The sequence below is a fragment of the Candidatus Woesearchaeota archaeon genome (assembly GCA_030651375.1).
In the GTDB taxonomy this organism is placed as follows: domain Archaea; phylum Nanobdellota; class Nanobdellia; order Woesearchaeales; family UBA12501; genus JAUSFM01.
In genome coordinates this window covers 162866-182912 of sequence record JAUSFM010000009.1, presented here as the reverse complement: position 1 = coordinate 182912, position 20047 = coordinate 162866, and the positions used below count along the sequence as shown (strand labels likewise).

Here is a 20047-nt window from a genome sequence, read left to right as displayed (position 1 = left end):
CCACACTTATATACTTGTTCCGTTATGGTTACCACTATGCAAAGACAAACTATAAATTGGGAAGAAGAAATAAAGCCTCTTTTCCCAGAGGAAAGTCTGGAACTTTTAGTAGAGACTACTAGAGAAACAGTTAGAGATGTTAATCTAGACAATGCTGCTACTACAATCCCTTTCTCAGCAGTAAATAACGCTGTCGCTGAATTCCTAAGAACTTATGGCAGTGTTCACAGAGGTTCTGGACAGAGATCAATAATATCTACTCAAAGTTATGAACAAGCAAGAGCTAGAATTCAGCAGTTTACGGGAGCTTCTTTAGACAGTTATGTTGTTTTCACTAAAAACACTACTGAAGCTATTAATCACGCTACTCAATTATGGTCAAGAATCCCTGGAAAAGTCCTAGTTTCTGATATTGAACATTCTTCTAATCTACTTCCTTGGTTAGCTGGAAATAAAGTAGTGCAATATAGAACAAAACCCAATGGAACTTTGAATATTGAAGATGTTGAAGAAATGTTCAGAACGAATGATGACATAAAACTTCTTGCTATTACGGGCAGTTCTAATGTTACAGGATATAAACCCCCAATTCACGATTTAGCAGAAATTGCACATAAATATGGTGCTAAAATTTTAGTAGATGCTTGTCAATTAATCCAACATCAGAAAGTAAATGTTCTTCCACTTAATAATCCAAAACATTTAGATTTTGTTGCTTTTTCAGGACATAAAATGTATGCTCCTTTTGGTGGAGGCGTTCTTGTTGGACCAAAAGAATTTTTTGATCAAGCTGTTCCCTATCAAATTGGCGGAGGAAACCTTACTTATATCTCAAGAGATTTACAATTAAAGAGATTTCCAACAGTTCAGGCTCATGATCCAGGAACACCTAATGCTGTTGGTGCGATTTCCATCGCAAAAGCAACCGAAATATTAGACTTCATTGGCTATGATCGTATTCACGAATATGAATCTGATTTAGTTAGAACTGCTTTCAGAGGATTAAAGCAAACTGATGGCGTAACAGTTTATGTCTCTGAATCAGAATTAGGCAGCGTCATTCCTTTTGATATTAGAGGAACAGATAGCCGATTAACTGCTGAAATCCTAAGAGATGATTATGGGATTGGTGTACGAGCAGGTTCATTCTGTACTTATGAATTCATGAGAAAAATCAAGAATATCTCTGATGAACAAGACCAAAAAATCTCAGAAGAAATTGATAGAGGAATTACAAGAAGTATTCCCGGAGTTGTTAGGGCTAGTTTTGGCTTAGTGAATAATCAAGAAGATGTTACAAGATTAATTTCTGCTGTTAATGAAATTGCCCATAATGGAATAGAACATTATTCGGGAATATACAAACAAGACAATACCGCAGGATTGTGGGCAAAGAGGTAAAAAATGGCAACAAATGTTAAACCGGATGAATTAAATTATGATCATTACGAAACAAAAAAATATGACGATGATATTGCTCGCTCTATTCCAGGACATGAGGAACTTCATAGACACATAGACCAAATTATTCAAAGAGAGTATATTTCAAGAGGAAAAGTTAAAGTCTTAGAATTAGGAGTTGGAACAGGATTAACAGCAGAAAGAATATTAAGACAAATGCCAAATGCGGAATATACAGCAGTTGATTTCTCTGAGCAAATGCTCGCAGGAGCAAGAAGACGTTTATCTCAATATAATATAACATTTGTAAATGGTGATTATTCACAAATTGATCTTCCAAATGATAACGACCTCGTAGTTTCTGTTGTAGGAATACACCACCAAAAGACCAATAAAGATAAAAAGTCTCTTTTTCAAAAAATATACCATTCCATAGCTGAAGATGGTTCTTTCATTTTTGGAGATTTGGTTACATATAAAGACAGAACAGAAGCAGCTTTAAATGAAGCAAGACATTACCATCATCTTGTTGAACACGCAGAAAATGAAGAATCATTAAGAGAATGGGCGCACCATCACAAATTCTTAAACAAACTTGCTCCTTTAGAAAACCAAGTAAAATGGCTTCGAGAGATTGGTTTCAGAGAGGTAAATGTAGTTTATCAGAAATTTAACACCGCATTAGTCTACGCTAAAAAGTAAAAAGATTGTCCCCCTCGATGTAAAAACTAGAAAACTCTTAACCCCTAAAGTTAGTCTCACTCTGTTCGTGATTAATAAAAGAAATCATTTCAAAAAACTACGGTGGCAATGGAATTTTCGGCGAGAAAAATACTTCTCCGTTCGCTTCGCTCACTACGACCCCGTTGCACTCTCGCTTCGCTCGGGTCGGCTAACAGGAATTTAACGGAAACCTCGTTGCACTTCGGTTTCCCAAATTTTTTCTCATCTCTCAAAATCCTCGCATCTCTGAAAAATGTGGGTTGCCTCATTTTTCGAGGCTCGGATTTTGGAGGAGAAAAAACTTCGTTAAATTCCGATGTTCTATTCAATAATTTCAGGGGCTAACGAAGGGGGCAATTTTCTAAAAACTAAACTAAAAACGAAACGAACGAGGGGGAATTCCGAGTCCTACGGACATAGTGTCTTTTTCTGCGAAAAAATAAAACAGAAGAACATTTATATATGAATATCTCTATTTTATTTAAATATGGCAAATACTCCTTTATCACGAGCGAAGAATGCAAAAAACGATGAGTTTTATACTCAATATCAGGATATTGAGAAAGAAGTGAATGCGTATATTGAATTTAATCCTGATGTTTTTAAGGACAAAGTAATATTTTTGCCTTGTGATGATCCCGAGTGGAGTAATTTCACAAAGTATTTTGCACAGAATTTTGAAAAGTTTAAATTGAAAAAATTGATTTCCACAAGTTATGCTGTTGAAAGTAAACGCTATAAGGATGGTTATCAGACGACTCTTTTTGAAAAAAAGAGTCCTAAGTTTGATAAAAATAAAACCAGAACAAAAGGAAAGATTTTTACTCTTACCAAGGATGAAACAGGAGATAACAGAATAGACATAGAGGATTTGGATTGGCAGTATATGGGTGGAGATGGAGATTTCAGAAGTAAAGAAATTAAGAGATGAAGCAGACATAATAATCACCAATCCTCCATTTAGTTTGTTCAGGGAGTTCTTGGCTTGGATAGTAGAAGCAAAAAAGAAATTTTTGCTTATTGGAAATATGGGCTCAATTATATACAAAGAAGTTTTCCCGTTGATTAAAGAGAATAAACTATGGTTAGGAGCAACTGGTAATGGAAGTGATATGGTTTTTGGTGTTCCAGAAGGAGCGGAAGTTGCAGAAGGAGATAGACAAAAAGCTGCACGACTAGGATATGTGGGAAATTATACGAGACTAGGAAATTCTTGCTGGTTCACAAATCTTGATCATGGGCGGCGTCATCAAACAATGACTTTGATGACTATTGCGGATAATTTAAAATATAATAAAAAGATGAAAGGTAAAAACTCTTATGATAAATATGATAACTATGATGCTATAGACATTTCTTTTACCGATGCTATTCCTTCTGATTATGAAGGGGTTATGGGTGTTCCAATTAGTTTTTTAGATAAGTATTCTCCAGACCAGTTTGAAATAATTTGGCAAGCAAGTGGAAATACGCGTGCATCTGCACCAAGAGCAATTCTAGACAGCTTAAAATATAAGAAACATCCCGAAGATAGGGGTGGGTGTGGAATAGTGTATGGTGAAAGAGTATATAGCAGAATACTTATTAAACATAAAAAAGTTAAGGGTAGAAAATCATGAAAACAACACTAAAAGAATATTCAGTCAAAGAAATTTGCGAAGGATTTGTTTATAATGAATTGGAAGGCAAGGGACTTTTTGGCTTAAATGGAAATTTAACGATTCAGCCAGAATATCAGAGAAATTATATTTATGCAGATGGGAAAAAAGATGTAGCCGTAATAAAGTCAATTTTGAAAGGATATCCAATTGGACTTTTTTATTTCAATAAAGTTGGAAAAGATAAATTTGAAGTTTTAGATGGACAACAAAGAATTACTAGTGTTGGACGATATGTAACAGAAAAATTTGCAGTTAAAGATGAAAATGATATGGAACAATATTTCGGCGGTATTGCAGTAAATAAACAAGAAACAATAATGCAAACTAAATTATTGATTTATGAATGTGAAGGAACAGAAAGTGAAATAAGAGAATGGTTTCAGACAGTCAATATTGCTGGAGTGCCATTAAATGAACAGGAAATTTTTAATGCAATTTTTTCTGGACCATTTGTAACTCTTGCAAAAGCAGAATTTAGCAATTCTCAAAACTCCAATATACAGAAATGGGGGGCTTATGTCAATGGAAATGTAAAAAGGCAAGATTTTTTAGCAAGAGCACTAGACTGGGTGAGCAAAGGTAAAATTGATGATTATATGAGTAAACATCGTTATGACAAAAATATTAATGAACTAAAAACCTACTTTAATAAAGTAATTGATTGGATATCTAACACATTTATTGATGTAGAAAGTGAGATGAGTGGATTAGAGTGGGGACGATTTTACGAGGAATATCATAAAAAAAGATATGACCCTAAAAAAATATCGGCTGCGGTCCACAGATTATATTCGGACCCTTATGTTAAAAATCGAAGAGGAGTGTTTGAATACATTTTAGGTGGAGAAAAAGACACGAAACTTCTTGATGTGCGAGTTTTTGATGAAGCAACAAAAAAGGTTGTTTATATAGCTCAAACAGATGAAGCGAAAAAGAAAGGCAAATCAAATTGCCCTCTTTGTGCTATTGGGCACACTGCTAACAAAAGTAAAATATGGAAAATGGATGAAATGGACGCCGACCATGTTAGTGCTTGGAGTAAAGGTGGAAAGACCGATATTAAAAATTGTCAAATGCTATGCAAAACTCACAATAGAGCTAAAGGGAATAAATAAGCTTAAATCCTCTAAACTCTTCTTTTTTTGTAAAAAGAAGCAAAAACTACGGAATTCCCCCCTACGAAACGACGACTGAAAATTGCCCCTTGATACTTATTCTTTATTGCTCACTTTGTTCGCTTGATTGAATACGCCCCTGAAATTACTTTGATTTTTTGCCTTCGGCATCGTTGCACTAAAAATCAATCCCTCCAAGTATTCGGGAGAATAGAACAGGAATTTAACGGTTCCGAAACCTTGCAGGTTTCTCCACCCAAATTTATTTTTCGAGGGTCTCGGCTGTGGGTTGCCTCAGCCTCGCCAATCTCTGAAAAATAAACTTCTCTTAATCGCATAAGTTAGGTGCAATAAGTTTTAGTGGCTAACGACTAATAGGGGACATTTCTAAAAGAGAACAAAAGAGGAATTCACCGCGGATAGACAGTACCCCCATTATGAAGTCGAAGTGGTTCTCTTCGGAGCGATTCTTTCTCCGCCACAACGTAGCCCAATGTGGTGAACAGAATCCGTTCCGACTCTCGGACAACTTCGAGAAAGCATAATACTGGAGCAATATGAGAAGGGTGCTCGCGAGTAAGCACGGGAGTGCCGTCCTTGGTTTTCCACTCCGCAGAAGCTTCTGCCTGAGCAGAAATCTGTCGAAAGTAATCGGAAGTGAATCCTTGTTGGCGGCGTATTTCCGCAGTACGATACCAGGGCGGAAGCACATTCTGCCATGCCCCCTCGTCGTGTAAAACACGAATACTAAGATCGTCTTGGTTGAGAACCAGTTCCAACTGATGAGGATTACATTTCTCCCCCTCTGGCGGGATATAATCATCTCCTTCTATCCTATCTAAAAAGTAACCGAGCAAATGCGAAAGGTCTACTGGCCGGGTGAACACTGAATGTACCATTACAAGAGCAAGGATCAGGTATTATTTATAGATTATGGTAAAGAGATAGGCATAACAAAATGATTACTTTTTAATCAGCGCATCAACACTCCACTTCGTCGGCTCTATCACGGTGAATAATGCCACTGCAAAAAACAATCCAATATCGCGCACGCCGACATCATTTGCAGGGCCGCCGAGCGCGATGATAATCCCGAGCAGCAGTGCCATGCCGAGCCATGCGAAGTATTTGGTATGCAGGCCAAGAATAAAAGAAATGCTCACGGGAATTTCAAGAATGCTGGTTATCAAGACCATAACTGGTAAGGGCACAGGTGAAATACTGGTGACCCACGGCGGGCACCAGCTCATGCCCCACGTTGGGTCGATCAATGATTTTATTGCAAACCAGCCGAAGACAAAGCCGAGCGCGATGCGCAAAAGAGTAAGCATTTTTTCTTGCTTATGCAAGCTGACACCCAGTCATGACTGCGAGCTTATCTAACGGCTGTGTCCCTGAAGAGCTCTGGTTGCCAATCACCCAAGTAGGGAATCCTTCAACCCCAGCGGCATCGCATTGGTCCGGCGCCTTGTCGCAGTTGACATAGATAATGTTTCTAAACGAGCGTCCGAATAATTCCTTCTGCGCTTTACAATGTGAACACCAGTCCGTGCCGTACATCACTGCACCTTTTTCCGTGAGGCAGGTTGCAAAGGAATCATATTTGCCGGAGCAGGCGGTGAGAAAAATGGAGCTGAAAACAAGCGCAAGGATAATGAGTTTCATACCTATCAAACAGGGGACGGTGTTTTTAAATATTTTGTGTATCTCAAAACAAGAAGCTTTATATAAAAGTGTTACATTTTATTATTAAAAGTAACAAATTGTGATGTGATACCTATGACCCAAGCGCTTATACACCTGAATGAACATGAAGACCGCGTGCTTACTATAGTAAAAGGAAAGTACGGCCTCACCACCAAATCAGATGCTATTAATTTTGTTATTGAGAGGTTTGAACAAGAGATTCTCGAACCTCATTTACGGCCGGAATATGCTGAAAAATTGAAGAAGATTGAGAAACAGAAGGGCATTCCGTTCAAAAGCATTGAAGCACTCAGAGCGCGGATAGAACATGCGTGAATTCGAAATCAAGCCCGAACTTGAGAAAATTCTTAAAAAGCTTCATAAAAAAGACCCTGTTGCATATGAAGCAATCATGAAGAAAATAGAAGAAGTGATAACGTGTCTTGACATCGAGCATTATAAAAATCTAAGCGGCAGCATGAAAGACCGAAAGCGGGTACACATCGCCAGCCATTTTGTTCTCATTTTTTCCTACAACCCTGCAACTGATTTTGTTTCATTTCTTGATTATGACCATCACGACAACGTGTATGGATAAGAAATAAAAAGAAGAATACATTTTATTCAGCATTCACATCGGCTTGATGGACTCCAAACGTATTGCCTTCAGTGTCAAGGAAATATCCCTGCCATGCCATTTTAGGAATCGCGAATTTTGGCATCGCGACCACACCGCCAGCGGCTATAATTTTTTTTGTGGTTTCGTCAAAGTTATCAACTTGCACCGTGCAGACAAAGGCATTCGTGCCGCACTGTTGTGGCGGCGTCTTTGCTGGACGGCGCAACAAGCCACCATTGATTCCCGGCTCTTTGCTGTCTTTTTCTGCAGTCATAACCATCCAATATTCCATAACAGGGCTGTCCCATTTTTGGATAGTCCATCCGAATATTTTTTTATAAAATGTTGCTGCTTGTTCAGGATTTTCTGCCTGAATTTCAAAGTGTACAACGCGATTCATGACAGTTCACCTCACGCTTTGTTTGTGCATTTTTTAATTTTTTAGATGGCTTATTAAAAAAATAAAAAATAAAAAAATTCACCAACGACAATAGGCAACAACAGCGCAGAGCACGGTTACGGCAAAGGGAAATACCGCTGTTGCAACGCCGCCAATCATCACTGAAATCACCGTTGCGCCGGCCATAATGATGAAGAGTCCGCCTGCTGCGATGGGAGTTAGCTTTGGCTTTATGCGAAGCAGCATTGGAAGCACGAGGCCAAGTCCACCAAGTATTTCTGCAACGCCAATGAAATAGATAAAGAGCGCTGGCAGGGGCATCTGTTTTGTCATCTCTTCTATCGGCATTATAAACTTCATCGTGCCGGCAAATAGAAAGAGTGCGGCAAGAAGCACTTGCACCACCCAGAGCGCGATATTTTTTCCTTTGTTCATAGTTGTCCCTCCGATTTGAAGACTACCGTCTGAAATACTGCTGAAAGAGAGACAGTTCTATTTATAGTTTGTCTCTTCAAACAGAAAACCTTATTAAAGCCCTGCTTTCTTTGATTACTTATGCACCAACTCCCCTTCGAAATTGCAACGCGAAAAATCCTCGTCAAGCGCGACACACCAGCCGACCCTACACGTGGCTGTATTCCCGAACAACGCCCCATCAAAGAACTCATCAAATATGGTGTGGTGAACATCGACAAGCCCCGCGGCCCGACGAGCCATCAGGTCAGCGCGTATGTGCAAAAGATTCTCAGCATTTCAAAATCAGGCCATTCAGGAACATTGGACCCAAACGTCACCGGTGTACTTCCGGTTGCGCTCTCCCACGCCACCAAAGTGACGCACTCACTTCTGACCGCCGGCAAGGAATACGTCGGTGTCATGCATCTCCATAAGCCTGTTGCTGAAGAAGAATTAAAAAAAGCAATCAAGGCATTCACCGGCACTATTGACCAGCTCCCGCCAAGAAAATCTGCCGTCAAACGCGAAGAGCGGGAGCGTGACATATACTATTTTGAGATTCTTGAAATCGCAGAGAATGACGTGTTGTTTCGCGTCGGCTGTCAGGCAGGCACCTACATCCGGAAATTATGCCACGACATCGGTGAGAAACTTGGCTGTGGCGCCCACATGGCGGAATTGAGAAGAACAAAAGCAGGACCATTTAAGGAAGACACGCTTGCGACACTGCAAGATTTGCAAGACGCATGGTGGTATTATGAAAAAAATGGCGAGGAAAAACAGCTCAGAAAAATCATACAGCCCGTCGAGTGCGCAGTTGCCCATCTTCCAAAAATATGGGCGCTTGACAGTGCTGTCTCTACGCTTTGCCACGGCGCCGACCTGAAGATGCCGGGCGTTGCAAAAGTGGAAACAGACATCGAAAAGGGAACACGCGTCGCGGTCATGACACTCAAAGGAGAACTAATTGCGCTCGGTGATGCGCAGATGACGAGCATTGAGATTCTGGAAAAAGAAAAAGGGCTTGCCGTGAAAATTGAAAAAGTATTTATGGAGCCCAGTGCCTATGGGCGAAAAGAGGAAAGTGCATGAATCTGATTGCAGTGGGACTTATTCTCCTCTCTGCAGTGATGCACGCCGTGCGAAATTTCTACACCAAAAAATCCAATGACAAGCAGGTGTTTGTGTGGTGGTATGAGCTGGTTGGCGCGGTGCTTTTTCTGCCGGTGTTTGCATATTATTTTTGGAAAAACGGAGCAGGCGGCGGCACGGGCATTCTTATCGGCATTGTGTCAGGCATTATCCACGGAACGTATTGGATAACCCACAGCAGGGCATACGAAGATGGTGACTTATCGCATGTCTATCCGATTATGCGCGCCGCGCCGCTGCTTGTAGTTCCGTTCGCATGGATTTTCTTGAATGAACACATTTCGCTGGTTGGATTTTTGGGGATTCTGCTGATGGTGGTGGGTGTGTACGTCGTCAACATGAAAACCGTGACGCTGAAAACGCTTTTTGACCCAATCAAAGCGATAGTGCATGAGCGTGCAACACAATGGGCGTTTGTCACGCTGCTCTTGGTCACTGCCTATTCGCTCATCGACAAAGCCGGCGTTTCGGCAGTGCACCCAATGGTATTCACCTATTATTTCACGGTGTTTGGCTTTATTTTTTTCTCGTTCTTTGTCTTCACAAAAAAACGCGGCATGATGCTGCGCGAAGTCAGGGAAAACAAAAAAATGATTCTGTTAAATGGCTTTCTCGGCGTCACCGGCTATGCGCTCACGCTTGCAGCGCTTTCGCTGGAAAAAGTGAGTTATGCCACTGGGCTGCGGCAGACCAGCGCGCTGTTCGCCGTGCTGATGGGTGGGCAGTTGTTGCAGGAGAAACATAAGGCGATACGGTTTACTGCTGCGACACTGATGGTTGTTGGGGCGGTACTGATTTCGGTTGCATCATAACTTTTCTAATGGATTAAGAGTAAGGTGGATTGCCTCTCGGTGTGAAGAAAAAACACTTTTTAGAAGATACTGATTTGTAGCAATCGTGTGTAATTCTTTTTCTATAGATTGTTTAAGTTTTTTTTCTCGGCGTGAACAATAGGTATAGACACCGAGACCGGCCAACGTAAGAAACAAATCAGAGAGGCTTGGAGCCCCTTTAGAAGTATAGATTTTGTAGGCAATTGAGGCCGTGGCTCCAGCAAAAAGTAAAGGAGTGGTATAACCAAAATATTTTATCCGGTCAAATGGACGATATTTTTCTTTGCCGGCGGCGAGAAAGGCATAATTGGCAACAAAATGGCTGACATACCTCTGAAGGTGTTTTCCAATGTAACCAAATCTATGAGGTTGCCGTGTTCTTGCAACTCTGCCATGGCACAAGTCGTCAACATACGAAAGAAATCTGGATGATTCATCAGGCGTTGCATAATAGTTATGCCTTTTTTTATCTTCACTAATGGTGTGCATGACAAGCCCTAAAAGACGATCTTGAAGGGTGGCATATTTTTCGGGCAATCTTTCAAAGAGAGTATCTGTAATGTCTTTCATTCATCATCAACCGTAAACAGTCTGCTGTCATTCACCTTGAACAAGCCAAGACGAGCACCCGCGTCGAGCCACCCATGCGCATAATTAAGGCAGGCGAAGGCATTGACAATTTCGCCTTTCTGCTTGAAATGCAGTGCGTCGTCATAGTACCGCTGTGCCATGTCAAGAACATCGGCTGCTTCAGCTTTTTTCAACTGCGGCGCAGCTTTTGCTTTTGCGAGCGCCTCGCCGGTAATCCGAACGTATTTTTCAAGGCGCTCGTTGGTTATTTGGTTCATAAAAGAAAGAAAAAAGAAGGAGGTATTTAAGCGTTGCGCCGAACAGCGCTTCGCGTTAATAATTCCATCGCGCATGATTTCTTCGCGTGTCAACATGAATTATGGACGGACCTCTGCCAACTCCGCCTTTTTTGAACAGGGCGTCAGCGCGCCGGTACAGTTTCCTGTCAGAGCTGTCAATATCTGCCGCCATTCCGCTGACATGCATGCTTCTTCGTGCACCGCCTGCACAAGGGTGATTATAGACTGACGGGCGATATCCTTCATCGATTTGGAGGGTGTTGTTGTATGCTGCGCGCAGCCGTTCCAGCCGATCGAGAAGCTGGCGGTCAAGTCGAAGGTAGCTGAAATAGAAATCCCCACCCATTTTGTACACATGCCCCGCTTTGAGATAGGGAGCTACACAGTTTTCTTCTTCTGCACGAGCAAATTCTCCAACAGTAAAATGAGGCGAAAGACGCCTGCTGAGATCGCTTCTCCGGAGCTTAAGAAGTGGCGGGGAGTTTGCCGGTGCATAAAAAAGACCGTCCGCTCCGACAAGTTTTGGGTCGGTCACAATTTCCAATTCAAGACCGCTAGGAAATCGTACTTTTGCAGGTTGCTTTTTTTGTTTGCGATGAGAATGATGAACGCCAACGTGATTCGAGTCCTGCTCATGGTCGTCTTTGGCTGTTTGTGCTTTTTTTCTTTGCTGCAGAGGTTGGCTTCTGCAAGGAATAGCCATAGTCTTGCCCGCCACTATCTCATCTTCGTCTTTTATGGCAGGGTTATAATCTAACAGTTCAGTGAGGGTGAGTCTCTGTTCACGCGCTATTTCAGAAAGGCGGTCGCCGTCTTTAATCGTATACGTCCGATGGAGTGTTATGTTCTGCCCCTGCTGCAAGTTTCTCGGGTTTATTTCTGGGTTACAGTTCATGAGTTCGTCAAGCGTAACGCCCTGTTTACGACTGATTTTAGTAGGATTTTCACCCGGCTGCACTAGGTGTTGTGCCGAGCCAAGAGCGTACGAACGGAGAGGAAAAAGGGATAAAAGTAAGGCATAGAAAATAGAGGTTTTTTGTGACATAAAAAAGAAGAAAAAGAAGAGAGTATTTAAGCGTTGCCCCCAACCTATTCAATCTCATACGCTACACTTACCTGTGCAGTGACTTGGAGCGTCTGCGGCGAGATGGATGGTTCAGCAGCGTCGGCCTTTGCCATCATCATTTCAGGGCCTCCCATGCGGTACATCGGATAATTGGATTCTGATTCAGACACTGACACAATGTCGCCCAGCTGAACACCAAGTCCTCCAGCAACGGATTCTGCTTTTAGTTTCGCCTGCTGCGCCGCTTCCTTCAATGCTTGTCCCTTGAGCTCTTTTTCTTTTGCTTTTGAAAAGCCGAAGTTGAGGTAGTCAACAAATGCGCCGCTGGCAACTGCGCTGTCAAGAATTTTTCCGGCAAGCGTTGTGTCAGTGAGGGTGATTTTCAGTGAATGAGTTCCTTTGTAACCTTTCAACACATTCTTTTCGTGTTCCCACTCGCGCCATTCCTGCACTGAATAATAACTTGTTTCAATGTCTTCTTTTTTGACAAGTTCGGTGAGTGACGCCATGAGCGCGTCAGTTTTTTCAGCAGTCAGTTTCTGCGCTTCTTCAGCGGTTTTTGCTGAGCTCTCAACACGCAAATTGATGGTTAATTCATCGGCAACTGCTTCGAGCTGTGCCGTGCCGGATGCAGTGATTGTTTCCTGCTGCATGTTGTTGTCAGCAAGATTTGGACCAAGCACTGCAGCAATGCCCAACAGAACAATGCCGACACTTAAGATGATAAGGATGTGGTTGCTTTTTTCCATGGTTTTGCCCCCTTATTGTTTCAGCAGTTCATAAAATGTGTCAAAAATTGGTTTTTCAGTTGAGACGAGCTTGTAATGCATGCCGAGCGATGTGCACGCTTTTTCCACCGACAAAATGTGATTCTTGAGCTGGTCCTGATAATCATAGCGAAGCCGACGCGATATAAATGTTTGCAAAATGCCTTTTGTTTCAACGTCGTGAAGCCGCAGGTTGCCTTTGAGGTTCAAATCAATTTCTGATTTGTCCAACACTTGGATGACGGTAATTTCATGGTCGCCAAGCTTTGAGAGCGCAAGCTGAATTTCTTCAATGCCGATAAGAAAATCAGAGATGATAACCACGAGCGAGCGCGTTTTCAGAAACTGATTGTATTTTTCCAATGCTTCGGCAAATCGTGAAACGCCTTCCGGCGTGGTGCTATTAAAATGGTCAATCATCATGCCGAGCTGCTGCCGGCCACGCCGCGGACGAAATGTTCGCAGTGCGTCATCAAACGTGCAGTACTGGAATTTTTCATTGTTGCCAATCGCCATGTATGCGTATCCCAGACCGAGCATCGCTGCATATTCAAACTTGGTGAACGGCTTGCCAAAATGCATACTGGAACTGGAATCGATAATTAAGTGCACTTGCACGTCGCGCTCTTCTTCATACTTCTTGACGTGCAGCTTGTCAGTTCTTGCAAACACACGCCAGTCAATCGTCCTGAAATCATCGCCCGGCGCGTAGATGCGGTGGTCCTTGATGATGAGTCCTCTGCCGGCTGAAATGGATTGCCGTGCACCAGTAAAACTGGAAGTAACCCGCTTGCGCACAACGAGATTAAACCTGTTAAGCTGTTTGAGGAAGGTGGTGTCGATGGGCATGCATAAAAAGAAGGGAGAAGAGATTTATAAATGTTTGGAAGAGAATAAAAAGGAAAAAAATACTGTTTCGATGACCACTTACAATTGGCGCTCATCTTCGTCTGTTCGGTTATCGTAATAATCAAGCGAGGGCTTACGCTGTGACTGGCCGACATAGCGGTGCTGATTAATCTCATCTTTCATGAGAGATTGAATTCTGGTCTGATAGCGCAAACAGAGCTCCATGCTCGGCCTGCGCACTATATCGTCGATAGCGTTGATCTCATTAGTGTTGGTATTTGCTGTGTTTTTCTTTGCCATTTTTTTCTCCGTGGTTTTTGTTTTTTTATGAATCTGAAAAAATAAAAAAATTAAAATTTCAACCCTGCGAATCCGCCCAGATTGTAAGTAGGTTTGCTGGAATTTCCAATCTCAACGATGTCTCCAGCAGCTCCTAACTGAAGTTTATCACTAATTGTCACTCCTGCTCTGAGCCGTTGTTTACTGAAGTCATGTCCTTTGGAACTTAAATCGGTAACGTCTTCAAGACGAAGGATTAATCTTAAGTCAGGTGTTAATGCAGGTGTATAACTTACATTTACCAAAGCTTCGCCATAAACTGGGTTGGTAAGGCTCGATGTAGCTAAAGCATACACACTAACGTCTCCTACCGATCGGAAATACTGCACCCCTGCGCGGGGTAGCGCCCCTAAGTTAGGAACATATTGAATTTCTGTTACAGCATCCAATCCACCTACAACGTTATGAGTCAAATCCGCTAAACCGAAATTTCCTACTTGGTTAGTATAATCTACTGTAGTTATTTCTCTCGCAAAAATTCCTATTGTTGGTGTTAAAGAGCCGCTTGATTTTATATCCTGAACACATTGTTTGTCTCCACACATTGCTTCTATACTTCCATCTGCTGCTTTAGCTGATGCTATTGGTGCCAAAGCTAGTTCGCAGGCCGCTAGTGCGCTTACTAAATATTTTTTAAAGTTCATTTTGATTCCTCCCACCAGTTTATTTAATCATTATTACTCAATAGTAACAATGTGCACCTATATAAATTATTGTCCTCCAATATTGGAGGATAAAAGAAAGATTTAAATACAACAGCGCCATCGAGGAGTATATGGACACAAAAATCCTCGAAGATATCGGCCTGACCAACGCGGAAATCAAGGTCTATCTCGCCTTACTAGAGCTCGGCACGGCATCCGCAGGGCCAATACTTGACAAGACTGGCCTCCAAAACTCCGTCGTCCACATGACGCTGAACAAGCTGGTTGAGAAAGGGTTTGTCTCATTCGTCAAAGAAGGCAAGCGCAACCAGTATCAGGCGGCAAATCCAAAACATATTATTGAATTTCTCAACCAAAAAAAAGAACGATTTGAAGAAATCCTGCCTGAGCTTCTTCTCAAACAACAATTCGCCAAAGCAAAACCAGAGATCATCACGTTTAGAGGCATCAAGGGAATTAAACAACTATTGTTGGAACTTCTCGAAGCCGGCGGCAAGGAACACCACACGTTCGGCTCAACGGCAAAATCTCTTATGCTGGGAGATGCATGGTGGGTAAGCTACCATAAAAAACGATCACAAAAAGGAATCACTGCAAAATTGATGTTCAACGAATCGCTCGCGCACTGGAAAGCAGAAGTAAAATACCCGAAGGTAGAGGTACGGTACACAAAAGCTGGATTTGAGCCGCTGACCGAAACAATCATCCGCAACGACAAGGTTGCCATCATTATCTGGACTGACAAACCGCTTGGGGTTATCATCCATCAGAAAGAAGCGGCTGAATCGTATGACCAGTTTTTTATGATGATGTGGAATACTGCACAAAATACTGCTGGCAAAGATTACTGAAGCATTTCAACCGATGGCAGTCCTTTAAAATCAGAATCCGTTGTCAAAACATCCAATCCATGAAAAAGGGCGCTGAAATAGATAAGCATGTCAATCATTCCCATTTTCGGCTTTATTTTTCGTAACGAGGTATATTGTTTTCCGCATTCGATGAGGATTGGTTCCTCAAGGGGAATAAGCACTGAATTTTTTTTAATATGCCGAACAATCTGGTGAATATCTCCGGAATTATCATGCGCCCAGCGGGAAATTTCAGCAAGGGTTATAGTGCTGGTATACACCTGTTCTTTTTGCAGAATTAATTTGACCTGTTCTCCGGAGGGGGACCCTTTGAAAAATTCAATCCACACGGAGGTATCAAACAGCTTCATGAAAATGCACGGTCTTTCTTATCTCGTACAAAAGGGAGCATAAAGCCTTTGGCCATGCCAAAACCAGAGAGGTCTTTTTTGTGGGGAAGAATGGCTATTTCCAATTCGTCTCCTGCATTAACGTTTGCTGCCTCCAACTGCTTTTTTGGAAGCAGGACGCCGAGGGATGTTCCTATCTTTCGCACTTTGACGGTTAGGAGTTCTGCCATGCATTATAATGTATTATAACTTATATAAATAGTTTTCGCTTGGAGAAAGAAAAATTCACTTACTCAGCAATTCTGTCACCACGTCATCCGTCGTCATGCCCTTGCGTTCGGCGTCAAAGTTAAGAATGATTCTGTGCCGCAGGACTGGATACGCCATCTTCACGATGTCTTCGCTGGCAACATGCGCCCGCCCTTTCAAGAGCGCGTGCGCTTTTGCCGCGAGAACCAAGCCGATACTTGCGCGCGGTGATGCACCATATTCCAGTAGGTTTTTCTGCGTGCGCGTGATGGCAACAAGCTTGACAATTTTGTTTTTTAGATCGGTTGCGATTGGCACGCGGCGCGCGAGATTCTGGAGCGCGAACAATGTTTTTGCGTCAATAATCGCCGGCAATTTCGGCGGCTCTTCCTCGGATGTGTACCGGTCAACAATGCGCACTTCGTCGTCAAATTTGGGGTAGCCCATTTTAATTTTGAGCAGGAAACGGTCGGCCTGCGCTTCAGGCAAAGGGTAGGTTCCTTCCTGTTCAATCGGGTTTTGTGTTGCAAGAACAAAGAACGGAAGATCAAGCTTGAACGTGGTGTTGCCAACGGTCACTTGTTTTTCCTGCATTGCTTCAAGCAACGCTGATTGGGTCTTGGGTGTCGCGCGGTTTATTTCGTCGGCAAGCACGATATTTGCAAAAATAGGCCCTTTCTGAAATTTGAACTGGCGCTTACCGCCCACCTCTTCGATGATGTATGTTCCGGTGATGTCGGACGGCATTAGGTCAGGCGTGTTTTGTATACGGGAAAATGAGAGGTCCATTACTTGAGCGAGAGTTTTTATGGTCAGCGTCTTGGCAAGGCCGGGATATCCTTCAATAAGAACATTTGAATTGCAAAGAATGCCAACAAGAAGCTGCTCAATCATCTCATCCTGGCCGATAATGACCTTGTTGATCTGCGCCAGCATGCCTTCAAAGAGCTTTTCGTAATTTTTCATGGTGACCCCTTTTAATGCTCTGTAATTTGGATATTTATAATGGTTGTGGTTTTTTAATGTTGTGGTTCCCCTGCAAAAAAGAAGTATATTTTTAAATAACCAACAAGATTCACCGTTCATGTTCACCCTCCAACAGATAATTGATGCCACTGAAGAAGGCCTGCGAGAACTCTACGAAAAAAAGCTCGCAGAGCGGGATCAAGAACTAAGCAAACGGGTGCTTGCTCTTGCGCGCCTTGCATACAACAGTAATGGAAGCAAAGGAAGAACCGCGTATCATCTTGCCCTGGCGCTTGCTGCACGAAACAGGAACAGTGAAACTATTACTTATTTTGAAGAGGCGATTACAAAAGAGCCGGGAAATGCGGACTATCACGGTGATTATGCAACAACATTACTCGTGTTGAACATGTCCCATAACGCACAAATTCATATTAATAGAGCACAACACATCGATCCACGCAATGGGCAGTTTGACTGTATTGAAGGAGAGATTGCAGAAACAACGAAAGATTATGAATGTGCACTTCGGTGTTACAAACGTGGAAAAGCAAAACTGGAACTTCATGAAAATCCAAAAAGAGAACATGTCCGTTCACTTCGGCTATCACAAGAAAGTATTGTGCGAACCCAACAGAGATTAGATGGATTAGATGAGATGCATCGACAAGCAGAACGAGAAACATATGTGCCGCCCTGGTCGAGGGAACACTGGGGCGGAATTATTATGTAAAAAATGAGTATATAAAAATCATCCCTTGCCCAGTTCCTTAAAATATTTCTTCACCAGTTCCTGCTGTTCTTTAGGAATTTTTTCTTCGTAGCTCTTTGACTGTTCAAGGTAGACATCGGTGGGGAATACTGACTGGAAATCTTTTTTTTCTGGGTCTTCAATTTTGCCGATTTTGAACTCAACGCTCGCCGGATTAATAAGAACATCGAGCTGTTCATCGCCGAGTTTCGCCAGATTTTGCTTGCCGAAAATATCGGTGTTGATGCCGACGCCGACGCCCGAGCCGCCGCGCTGCTCGAGCGTGTTGTTGAAAATGCTATCACCCTTTTCCACCAGCGCCTTGTCAATGGCCTGCGCGATTTTTTCCTTGATTTTCAGCTTGAGGGATTCAGAATCAAGGTTGAAGTGAGTGATGGACAAGAGGACAAATGATAAGAGAATGACGGCGAATGTTTTTTTCGCAAGGTTAGTCCTGCTTAGAAATGCGGATGTTGCCACGTCGCGCACGTCGTGGAGCACTTCTTTATGGAGCTCATCAACCATGATGTCGGATTGGTTTGCATAGTCTGCTGCGGTGCGCAGCTTTTCATGCAGCGCAGGGTAGTACCGTTCGACGAGCTTGATTTTGTCAATGCGCAGAAACTGTACGGTTTGGTAGATGACGATGAGCACTGCTGGAACAAATGAGAGCATCGGATAAAAATTGAAGTACGAAAGAACAGTATAAAAAAGAAGAAACGCAATCACGCCGTTCAGCAGCGTTGGAATCAGCAGTACCTGAGCAACGCTCCAGCGTATTTCATCCACCACTTTTTGAAAGCCGCGCATGGTACCCCTTAGTTTTTATGACGTCACAGTATTAGTTTATGATGCCGCCGGTTGGCTGTTAATCTGGTCTTGACACGCCTGCCAGCTGCTGCGATACGTCGCTGCCTCGCTCTGGAATTTTCTTACCTGCCCGTTCAACTGCTCAATTTGCTGCTGGGCAAGACTCAGGTCATAGGTCGCTTTGTTGGCCTCGGCAGTTTTTGCCTGCAACTTTCCAACCGTGTCGTCAAGCTCTTGTCCCTTTTTTTGCAGGTCGCCAGCAAGCTGTTCTTTTTCGTTCTTAATTTCGCCATAATGGCCGGTAAGTTCCTGCTCGCGCTGCTGTTCTGCCTGCAGGGCTTGTTCTTTTTCTGATAACTTTTCGCGGTGCACCTGCAAATCAGTCACAAGGCCACTGATTTCATTGATTTTGTTTTCGTAGTTGACGGACAAATTTTTGTAGGTCATTTGGTAATAGGTAGAAAGGCCGGCAACCGCACCGACAATGGCAACGAGCAGCAGCAGCAAAAAAAGATTGACGTTTTTTCGGATGTAGGCCATGGTTTCCCCGGTGAAGATTTTGATACTGTTGACAGAGATGAGCCCCTTTATATAGTTTACCGTGACGGGTTTAAAAAGGGTTTAAAAAGTTCATGCCAGTGAAACAATGCCGCGCTCTTCCCGAAGAAACCCCTCGCTGTGTAATTGAATAAGGTTTTTACGGATTTTTTCCGGCGCAAGGCCGACGTTCTTGATAAGATCTGCCCGGCGAAGCGCACCTGTGCTTAATACTTTCAGAATTCTGCCCCGCACCTGCCGATTGGAGCCTTCAAATTTGCTTTGCCGAGCGTACTGTGCGCTGCGAACGTTTGCGTTCCCAAATTCTTTTTTCAAAAAGGTGCCGTAGTCCATCAGCGCGTTGTACCACTGCCGCGGATTTTTTTTGTCAAGTGTTTTTTCAACCAAGGGAAGCAACTCGTCATCGCTCACCTTTTTTTCCTTGTTCCGGTTCTTGAAAAAGTGATGGATAAATACGGTGCGAATGTTGGTTTCAATAAAAACAACGGGCACGTTGAAGGCAAACGCGCAAATCGACTGTGCGGTTGCAGGACCGATGCCCGGAAGTTCTTCGAGAAGAGCAGGATCGTTCGGAAGTGTGCTGCTGTATTTTTCAACAACCGTCTCGGCAAGTTGTTTCAGCATGAGCCCGCGCCGGTTGTACCCCAACCCCTGCCATGCGCGCAGCACATCACCAACTGACGCTGCGGCGAGCGAAGAAAAATCAGGAAAGTGCGCAACAAATTCTGCATACTTTTTCACCACGCGGTCAACCTGCGTCTGCTGGAGCATTACTTCTGAAACAACAATTTGATACGGGTCAGTTGTCTGGCGCCACGGCAGGTCGCGGCCGTTTTCTTTGTAGTGCTTCTGAACGATTTTTTGGAAGGAATGAACATCATGCATAGCCACCACCAACGACCATCGACTCC

At 43.0% G+C, this 20047-nt stretch carries 27 protein-coding genes and 1 pseudogene; 10 read left to right on the top strand and 18 right to left on the bottom strand.

Translation table 11 applies throughout. The features are described from left to right. Positions 1 to 36 precede the first annotated feature (36 nt). From Q7R76_03310 to Q7R76_03295, 4 genes and pseudogenes are all read left to right on the top strand, one after another. Positions 37 to 1401, top strand: coding sequence for an aminotransferase class V-fold PLP-dependent enzyme (locus tag Q7R76_03310; protein MDO8642592.1), 1365 nt, complete (start codon positions 37 to 39; stop codon positions 1399 to 1401). Between the two features lie 3 nt (positions 1402 to 1404). Continuing rightward, positions 1405 to 2103, top strand: coding sequence for a class I SAM-dependent methyltransferase (locus Q7R76_03305; protein ID MDO8642591.1), 699 nt, complete (start codon positions 1405 to 1407; stop codon positions 2101 to 2103). 508 nt (positions 2104 to 2611) lie between these two features. Next, positions 2612 to 3743: pseudogene (locus Q7R76_03300) on the top strand (adenine-specific methyltransferase EcoRI family protein). After that, entirely contained in the window at positions 3740 to 4900 is a 1161-nt protein-coding gene (locus Q7R76_03295) for a DUF262 domain-containing protein (protein MDO8642590.1), read from the top strand. Before Q7R76_03300 ends, Q7R76_03295 begins: the two are co-directional and overlap by 4 nt. Positions 4901 to 5310: 410 nt before the next feature. Here the strand turns inward: Q7R76_03295 and Q7R76_03290 are convergent, their stop codons facing one another. The 3 genes from Q7R76_03290 to Q7R76_03280 form a co-directional block, all read right to left on the bottom strand. Continuing rightward, on the bottom strand, positions 5311 to 5799 hold the full coding sequence (locus tag Q7R76_03290; GenBank protein MDO8642589.1) for a hypothetical protein: 489 nt from the start codon (positions 5797 to 5799) through the stop codon (positions 5311 to 5313). A gap of 63 nt (positions 5800 to 5862) precedes the next feature. Beyond that, on the bottom strand, positions 5863 to 6249 hold the full coding sequence (locus tag Q7R76_03285; protein ID MDO8642588.1) for a DoxX family protein: 387 nt from the start codon (positions 6247 to 6249) through the stop codon (positions 5863 to 5865). Continuing rightward, positions 6242 to 6565 carry a thioredoxin domain-containing protein gene (locus tag Q7R76_03280; GenBank protein MDO8642587.1) on the bottom strand — a complete coding sequence of 108 codons (324 nt, stop codon included), beginning with the start codon at positions 6563 to 6565 and terminating at the stop codon, positions 6242 to 6244. Before Q7R76_03280 ends, Q7R76_03285 begins: the two co-directional genes overlap by 8 nt. A gap of 114 nt (positions 6566 to 6679) precedes the next feature. Between Q7R76_03280 and Q7R76_03275 the strand changes: the two genes are divergently transcribed. Then, positions 6680 to 6922 carry a DUF2683 family protein gene (locus Q7R76_03275; protein ID MDO8642586.1) on the top strand — a complete coding sequence of 81 codons (243 nt, stop codon included), beginning with the start codon at positions 6680 to 6682 and terminating at the stop codon, positions 6920 to 6922. Further along, positions 6915 to 7184 carry an addiction module toxin RelE gene (locus tag Q7R76_03270; GenBank protein MDO8642585.1) on the top strand — a complete coding sequence of 90 codons (270 nt, stop codon included), beginning with the start codon at positions 6915 to 6917 and terminating at the stop codon, positions 7182 to 7184. Before Q7R76_03275 ends, Q7R76_03270 begins: the two co-directional genes overlap by 8 nt. Positions 7185 to 7206: 22 nt before the next feature. On the opposite strand, the gene Q7R76_03265 is transcribed toward Q7R76_03270, so the two are convergent. Both Q7R76_03265 and Q7R76_03260 read right to left on the bottom strand, forming a co-directional pair. Beyond that, positions 7207 to 7605 (bottom strand): VOC family protein, encoded by a 399-nt coding sequence (locus tag Q7R76_03265; protein MDO8642584.1) that lies wholly within the window; start codon positions 7603 to 7605, stop codon positions 7207 to 7209. 78 nt (positions 7606 to 7683) lie between these two features. Next, positions 7684 to 8040, bottom strand: a complete 357-nt coding sequence (locus Q7R76_03260; protein ID MDO8642583.1) for a DoxX family protein — start codon at positions 8038 to 8040, stop codon at positions 7684 to 7686. 120 nt (positions 8041 to 8160) lie between these two features. Here Q7R76_03260 and Q7R76_03255 point away from each other — a divergent pair, with 120 nt between their 5' ends. Both Q7R76_03255 and Q7R76_03250 read left to right on the top strand, forming a co-directional pair. Further along, positions 8161 to 9153, top strand: coding sequence for an RNA-guided pseudouridylation complex pseudouridine synthase subunit Cbf5 (locus Q7R76_03255; GenBank protein MDO8642582.1), 993 nt, complete (start codon positions 8161 to 8163; stop codon positions 9151 to 9153). Then, positions 9150 to 10025: a DMT family transporter gene (locus tag Q7R76_03250; protein MDO8642581.1), complete on the top strand. Its 876-nt coding sequence runs from the start codon at positions 9150 to 9152 to the stop codon at positions 10023 to 10025. The genes Q7R76_03255 and Q7R76_03250 overlap by 4 nt, the downstream gene beginning before the upstream one ends. Here the strand turns inward: Q7R76_03250 and Q7R76_03245 are convergent. From Q7R76_03245 to Q7R76_03215, 7 genes are all read right to left on the bottom strand, one after another. Then, positions 10020 to 10616 carry a hypothetical protein gene (locus Q7R76_03245; GenBank protein MDO8642580.1) on the bottom strand — a complete coding sequence of 199 codons (597 nt, stop codon included), beginning with the start codon at positions 10614 to 10616 and terminating at the stop codon, positions 10020 to 10022. The two genes, Q7R76_03250 and Q7R76_03245, sit on opposite strands and share 6 nt — an antisense overlap. Next, positions 10613 to 10894 carry a DUF357 domain-containing protein gene (locus Q7R76_03240; GenBank protein MDO8642579.1) on the bottom strand — a complete coding sequence of 94 codons (282 nt, stop codon included), beginning with the start codon at positions 10892 to 10894 and terminating at the stop codon, positions 10613 to 10615. The genes Q7R76_03245 and Q7R76_03240 overlap by 4 nt, the downstream gene beginning before the upstream one ends. A gap of 55 nt (positions 10895 to 10949) precedes the next feature. Beyond that, on the bottom strand, positions 10950 to 11960 hold the full coding sequence (locus Q7R76_03235) for a LysM peptidoglycan-binding domain-containing protein (GenBank protein ID MDO8642578.1): 1011 nt from the start codon (positions 11958 to 11960) through the stop codon (positions 10950 to 10952). A 44-nt stretch (positions 11961 to 12004) separates the two neighbouring features. After that, positions 12005 to 12730, bottom strand: coding sequence for an SIMPL domain-containing protein (locus Q7R76_03230; protein ID MDO8642577.1), 726 nt, complete (start codon positions 12728 to 12730; stop codon positions 12005 to 12007). Positions 12731 to 12742: 12 nt separating this feature from the next. After that, positions 12743 to 13597, bottom strand: coding sequence for a DUF58 domain-containing protein (locus Q7R76_03225; protein ID MDO8642576.1), 855 nt, complete (start codon positions 13595 to 13597; stop codon positions 12743 to 12745). Between the two features lie 78 nt (positions 13598 to 13675). Then, positions 13676 to 13897, bottom strand: coding sequence for a hypothetical protein (locus Q7R76_03220; GenBank protein ID MDO8642575.1), 222 nt, complete (start codon positions 13895 to 13897; stop codon positions 13676 to 13678). Positions 13898 to 13947: 50 nt separating this feature from the next. Continuing rightward, positions 13948 to 14580, bottom strand: a complete 633-nt coding sequence (locus Q7R76_03215) for a hypothetical protein (protein MDO8642574.1) — start codon at positions 14578 to 14580, stop codon at positions 13948 to 13950. Positions 14581 to 14711: 131 nt separating this feature from the next. On the opposite strand from Q7R76_03215, the gene Q7R76_03210 reads away from it, so the two are divergent. Beyond that, positions 14712 to 15452, top strand: coding sequence for a helix-turn-helix domain-containing protein (locus Q7R76_03210; GenBank protein MDO8642573.1), 741 nt, complete (start codon positions 14712 to 14714; stop codon positions 15450 to 15452). Here Q7R76_03210 and Q7R76_03205 read toward each other — a convergent pair. Genes Q7R76_03205 through Q7R76_03195 form a run of 3 tightly spaced genes read right to left on the bottom strand, consistent with a single transcriptional unit; the run spans position 15446 to position 17017 of the window. Then, positions 15446 to 15823 carry a PIN domain-containing protein gene (locus Q7R76_03205; GenBank protein MDO8642572.1) on the bottom strand — a complete coding sequence of 126 codons (378 nt, stop codon included), beginning with the start codon at positions 15821 to 15823 and terminating at the stop codon, positions 15446 to 15448. The genes Q7R76_03210 and Q7R76_03205 overlap by 7 nt on opposite strands. Beyond that, positions 15820 to 16032 (bottom strand): hypothetical protein, encoded by a 213-nt coding sequence (locus Q7R76_03200; GenBank protein ID MDO8642571.1) that lies wholly within the window; start codon positions 16030 to 16032, stop codon positions 15820 to 15822. The genes Q7R76_03205 and Q7R76_03200 overlap by 4 nt, the downstream gene beginning before the upstream one ends. A 55-nt stretch (positions 16033 to 16087) precedes the next feature. Then, positions 16088 to 17017 carry a MoxR family ATPase gene (locus Q7R76_03195; protein MDO8642570.1) on the bottom strand — a complete coding sequence of 310 codons (930 nt, stop codon included), beginning with the start codon at positions 17015 to 17017 and terminating at the stop codon, positions 16088 to 16090. Between the two features lie 118 nt (positions 17018 to 17135). Here Q7R76_03195 and Q7R76_03190 point away from each other — a divergent pair, with 118 nt between their 5' ends. Then, the gene (locus Q7R76_03190; GenBank protein ID MDO8642569.1) at positions 17136 to 17750 is read left to right on the top strand and encodes a hypothetical protein; all 615 of its coding nucleotides are present in this window, start codon (positions 17136 to 17138) and stop codon (positions 17748 to 17750) included. Between the two features lie 18 nt (positions 17751 to 17768). On the opposite strand, the gene Q7R76_03185 is transcribed toward Q7R76_03190, so the two are convergent. The 3 genes from Q7R76_03185 to Q7R76_03175 form a co-directional block, all read right to left on the bottom strand. Continuing rightward, a complete protein-coding gene (locus Q7R76_03185) occupies positions 17769 to 18578 on the bottom strand; it encodes a hypothetical protein (GenBank protein MDO8642568.1) in 810 nt (269 codons plus the stop codon). A gap of 36 nt (positions 18579 to 18614) precedes the next feature. After that, positions 18615 to 19118, bottom strand: coding sequence for a hypothetical protein (locus tag Q7R76_03180; protein ID MDO8642567.1), 504 nt, complete (start codon positions 19116 to 19118; stop codon positions 18615 to 18617). A 90-nt stretch (positions 19119 to 19208) separates the two neighbouring features. Continuing rightward, positions 19209 to 20021, bottom strand: a complete 813-nt coding sequence (locus tag Q7R76_03175; protein MDO8642566.1) for an A/G-specific adenine glycosylase — start codon at positions 20019 to 20021, stop codon at positions 19209 to 19211. Between the last annotated feature and the right edge of the window lie 26 nt (positions 20022 to 20047).

What these genes read in the sequence shown, in the direction of transcription:
- Q7R76_03265 (MDO8642584.1), bottom strand. Translation starts at nt 7,605, where the DNA reads ATGAATCGCGTTGTACACTTTGAAATTCAGGCAGAAAATCCTGAACAA.
- Q7R76_03175 (MDO8642566.1), bottom strand. Translation starts at nt 20,021, where the DNA reads ATGCATGATGTTCATTCCTTCCAAAAAATCGTTCAGAAGCACTACAAA.
- Q7R76_03305 (MDO8642591.1), top strand. Translation starts at nt 1,405, where the DNA reads ATGGCAACAAATGTTAAACCGGATGAATTAAATTATGATCATTACGAA.
- Q7R76_03295 (MDO8642590.1), top strand. Translation starts at nt 3,740, where the DNA reads ATGAAAACAACACTAAAAGAATATTCAGTCAAAGAAATTTGCGAAGGA.
- Q7R76_03275 (MDO8642586.1), top strand. Translation starts at nt 6,680, where the DNA reads ATGACCCAAGCGCTTATACACCTGAATGAACATGAAGACCGCGTGCTT.
- Q7R76_03250 (MDO8642581.1), top strand. Translation starts at nt 9,150, where the DNA reads ATGAATCTGATTGCAGTGGGACTTATTCTCCTCTCTGCAGTGATGCAC.
- Q7R76_03225 (MDO8642576.1), bottom strand. Translation starts at nt 13,597, where the DNA reads ATGCCCATCGACACCACCTTCCTCAAACAGCTTAACAGGTTTAATCTC.
- Q7R76_03215 (MDO8642574.1), bottom strand. Translation starts at nt 14,580, where the DNA reads ATGAACTTTAAAAAATATTTAGTAAGCGCACTAGCGGCCTGCGAACTA.
- Q7R76_03220 (MDO8642575.1), bottom strand. Translation starts at nt 13,897, where the DNA reads ATGGCAAAGAAAAACACAGCAAATACCAACACTAATGAGATCAACGCT.
- Q7R76_03205 (MDO8642572.1), bottom strand. Translation starts at nt 15,823, where the DNA reads ATGAAGCTGTTTGATACCTCCGTGTGGATTGAATTTTTCAAAGGGTCC.
- Q7R76_03180 (MDO8642567.1), bottom strand. Translation starts at nt 19,118, where the DNA reads ATGGCCTACATCCGAAAAAACGTCAATCTTTTTTTGCTGCTGCTGCTC.
- Q7R76_03190 (MDO8642569.1), top strand. Translation starts at nt 17,136, where the DNA reads ATGTTCACCCTCCAACAGATAATTGATGCCACTGAAGAAGGCCTGCGA.
- Q7R76_03310 (MDO8642592.1), top strand. Translation starts at nt 37, where the DNA reads ATGCAAAGACAAACTATAAATTGGGAAGAAGAAATAAAGCCTCTTTTC.
- Q7R76_03270 (MDO8642585.1), top strand. Translation starts at nt 6,915, where the DNA reads ATGCGTGAATTCGAAATCAAGCCCGAACTTGAGAAAATTCTTAAAAAG.
- Q7R76_03245 (MDO8642580.1), bottom strand. Translation starts at nt 10,616, where the DNA reads ATGAAAGACATTACAGATACTCTCTTTGAAAGATTGCCCGAAAAATAT.
- Q7R76_03230 (MDO8642577.1), bottom strand. Translation starts at nt 12,730, where the DNA reads ATGGAAAAAAGCAACCACATCCTTATCATCTTAAGTGTCGGCATTGTT.
- Q7R76_03235 (MDO8642578.1), bottom strand. Translation starts at nt 11,960, where the DNA reads ATGTCACAAAAAACCTCTATTTTCTATGCCTTACTTTTATCCCTTTTT.
- Q7R76_03260 (MDO8642583.1), bottom strand. Translation starts at nt 8,040, where the DNA reads ATGAACAAAGGAAAAAATATCGCGCTCTGGGTGGTGCAAGTGCTTCTT.
- Q7R76_03195 (MDO8642570.1), bottom strand. Translation starts at nt 17,017, where the DNA reads ATGAAAAATTACGAAAAGCTCTTTGAAGGCATGCTGGCGCAGATCAAC.
- Q7R76_03210 (MDO8642573.1), top strand. Translation starts at nt 14,712, where the DNA reads ATGGACACAAAAATCCTCGAAGATATCGGCCTGACCAACGCGGAAATC.
- Q7R76_03240 (MDO8642579.1), bottom strand. Translation starts at nt 10,894, where the DNA reads ATGAACCAAATAACCAACGAGCGCCTTGAAAAATACGTTCGGATTACC.
- Q7R76_03200 (MDO8642571.1), bottom strand. Translation starts at nt 16,032, where the DNA reads ATGGCAGAACTCCTAACCGTCAAAGTGCGAAAGATAGGAACATCCCTC.
- Q7R76_03290 (MDO8642589.1), bottom strand. Translation starts at nt 5,799, where the DNA reads ATGGTACATTCAGTGTTCACCCGGCCAGTAGACCTTTCGCATTTGCTC.
- Q7R76_03185 (MDO8642568.1), bottom strand. Translation starts at nt 18,578, where the DNA reads ATGCGCGGCTTTCAAAAAGTGGTGGATGAAATACGCTGGAGCGTTGCT.
- Q7R76_03255 (MDO8642582.1), top strand. Translation starts at nt 8,161, where the DNA reads ATGCACCAACTCCCCTTCGAAATTGCAACGCGAAAAATCCTCGTCAAG.
- Q7R76_03280 (MDO8642587.1), bottom strand. Translation starts at nt 6,565, where the DNA reads ATGAAACTCATTATCCTTGCGCTTGTTTTCAGCTCCATTTTTCTCACC.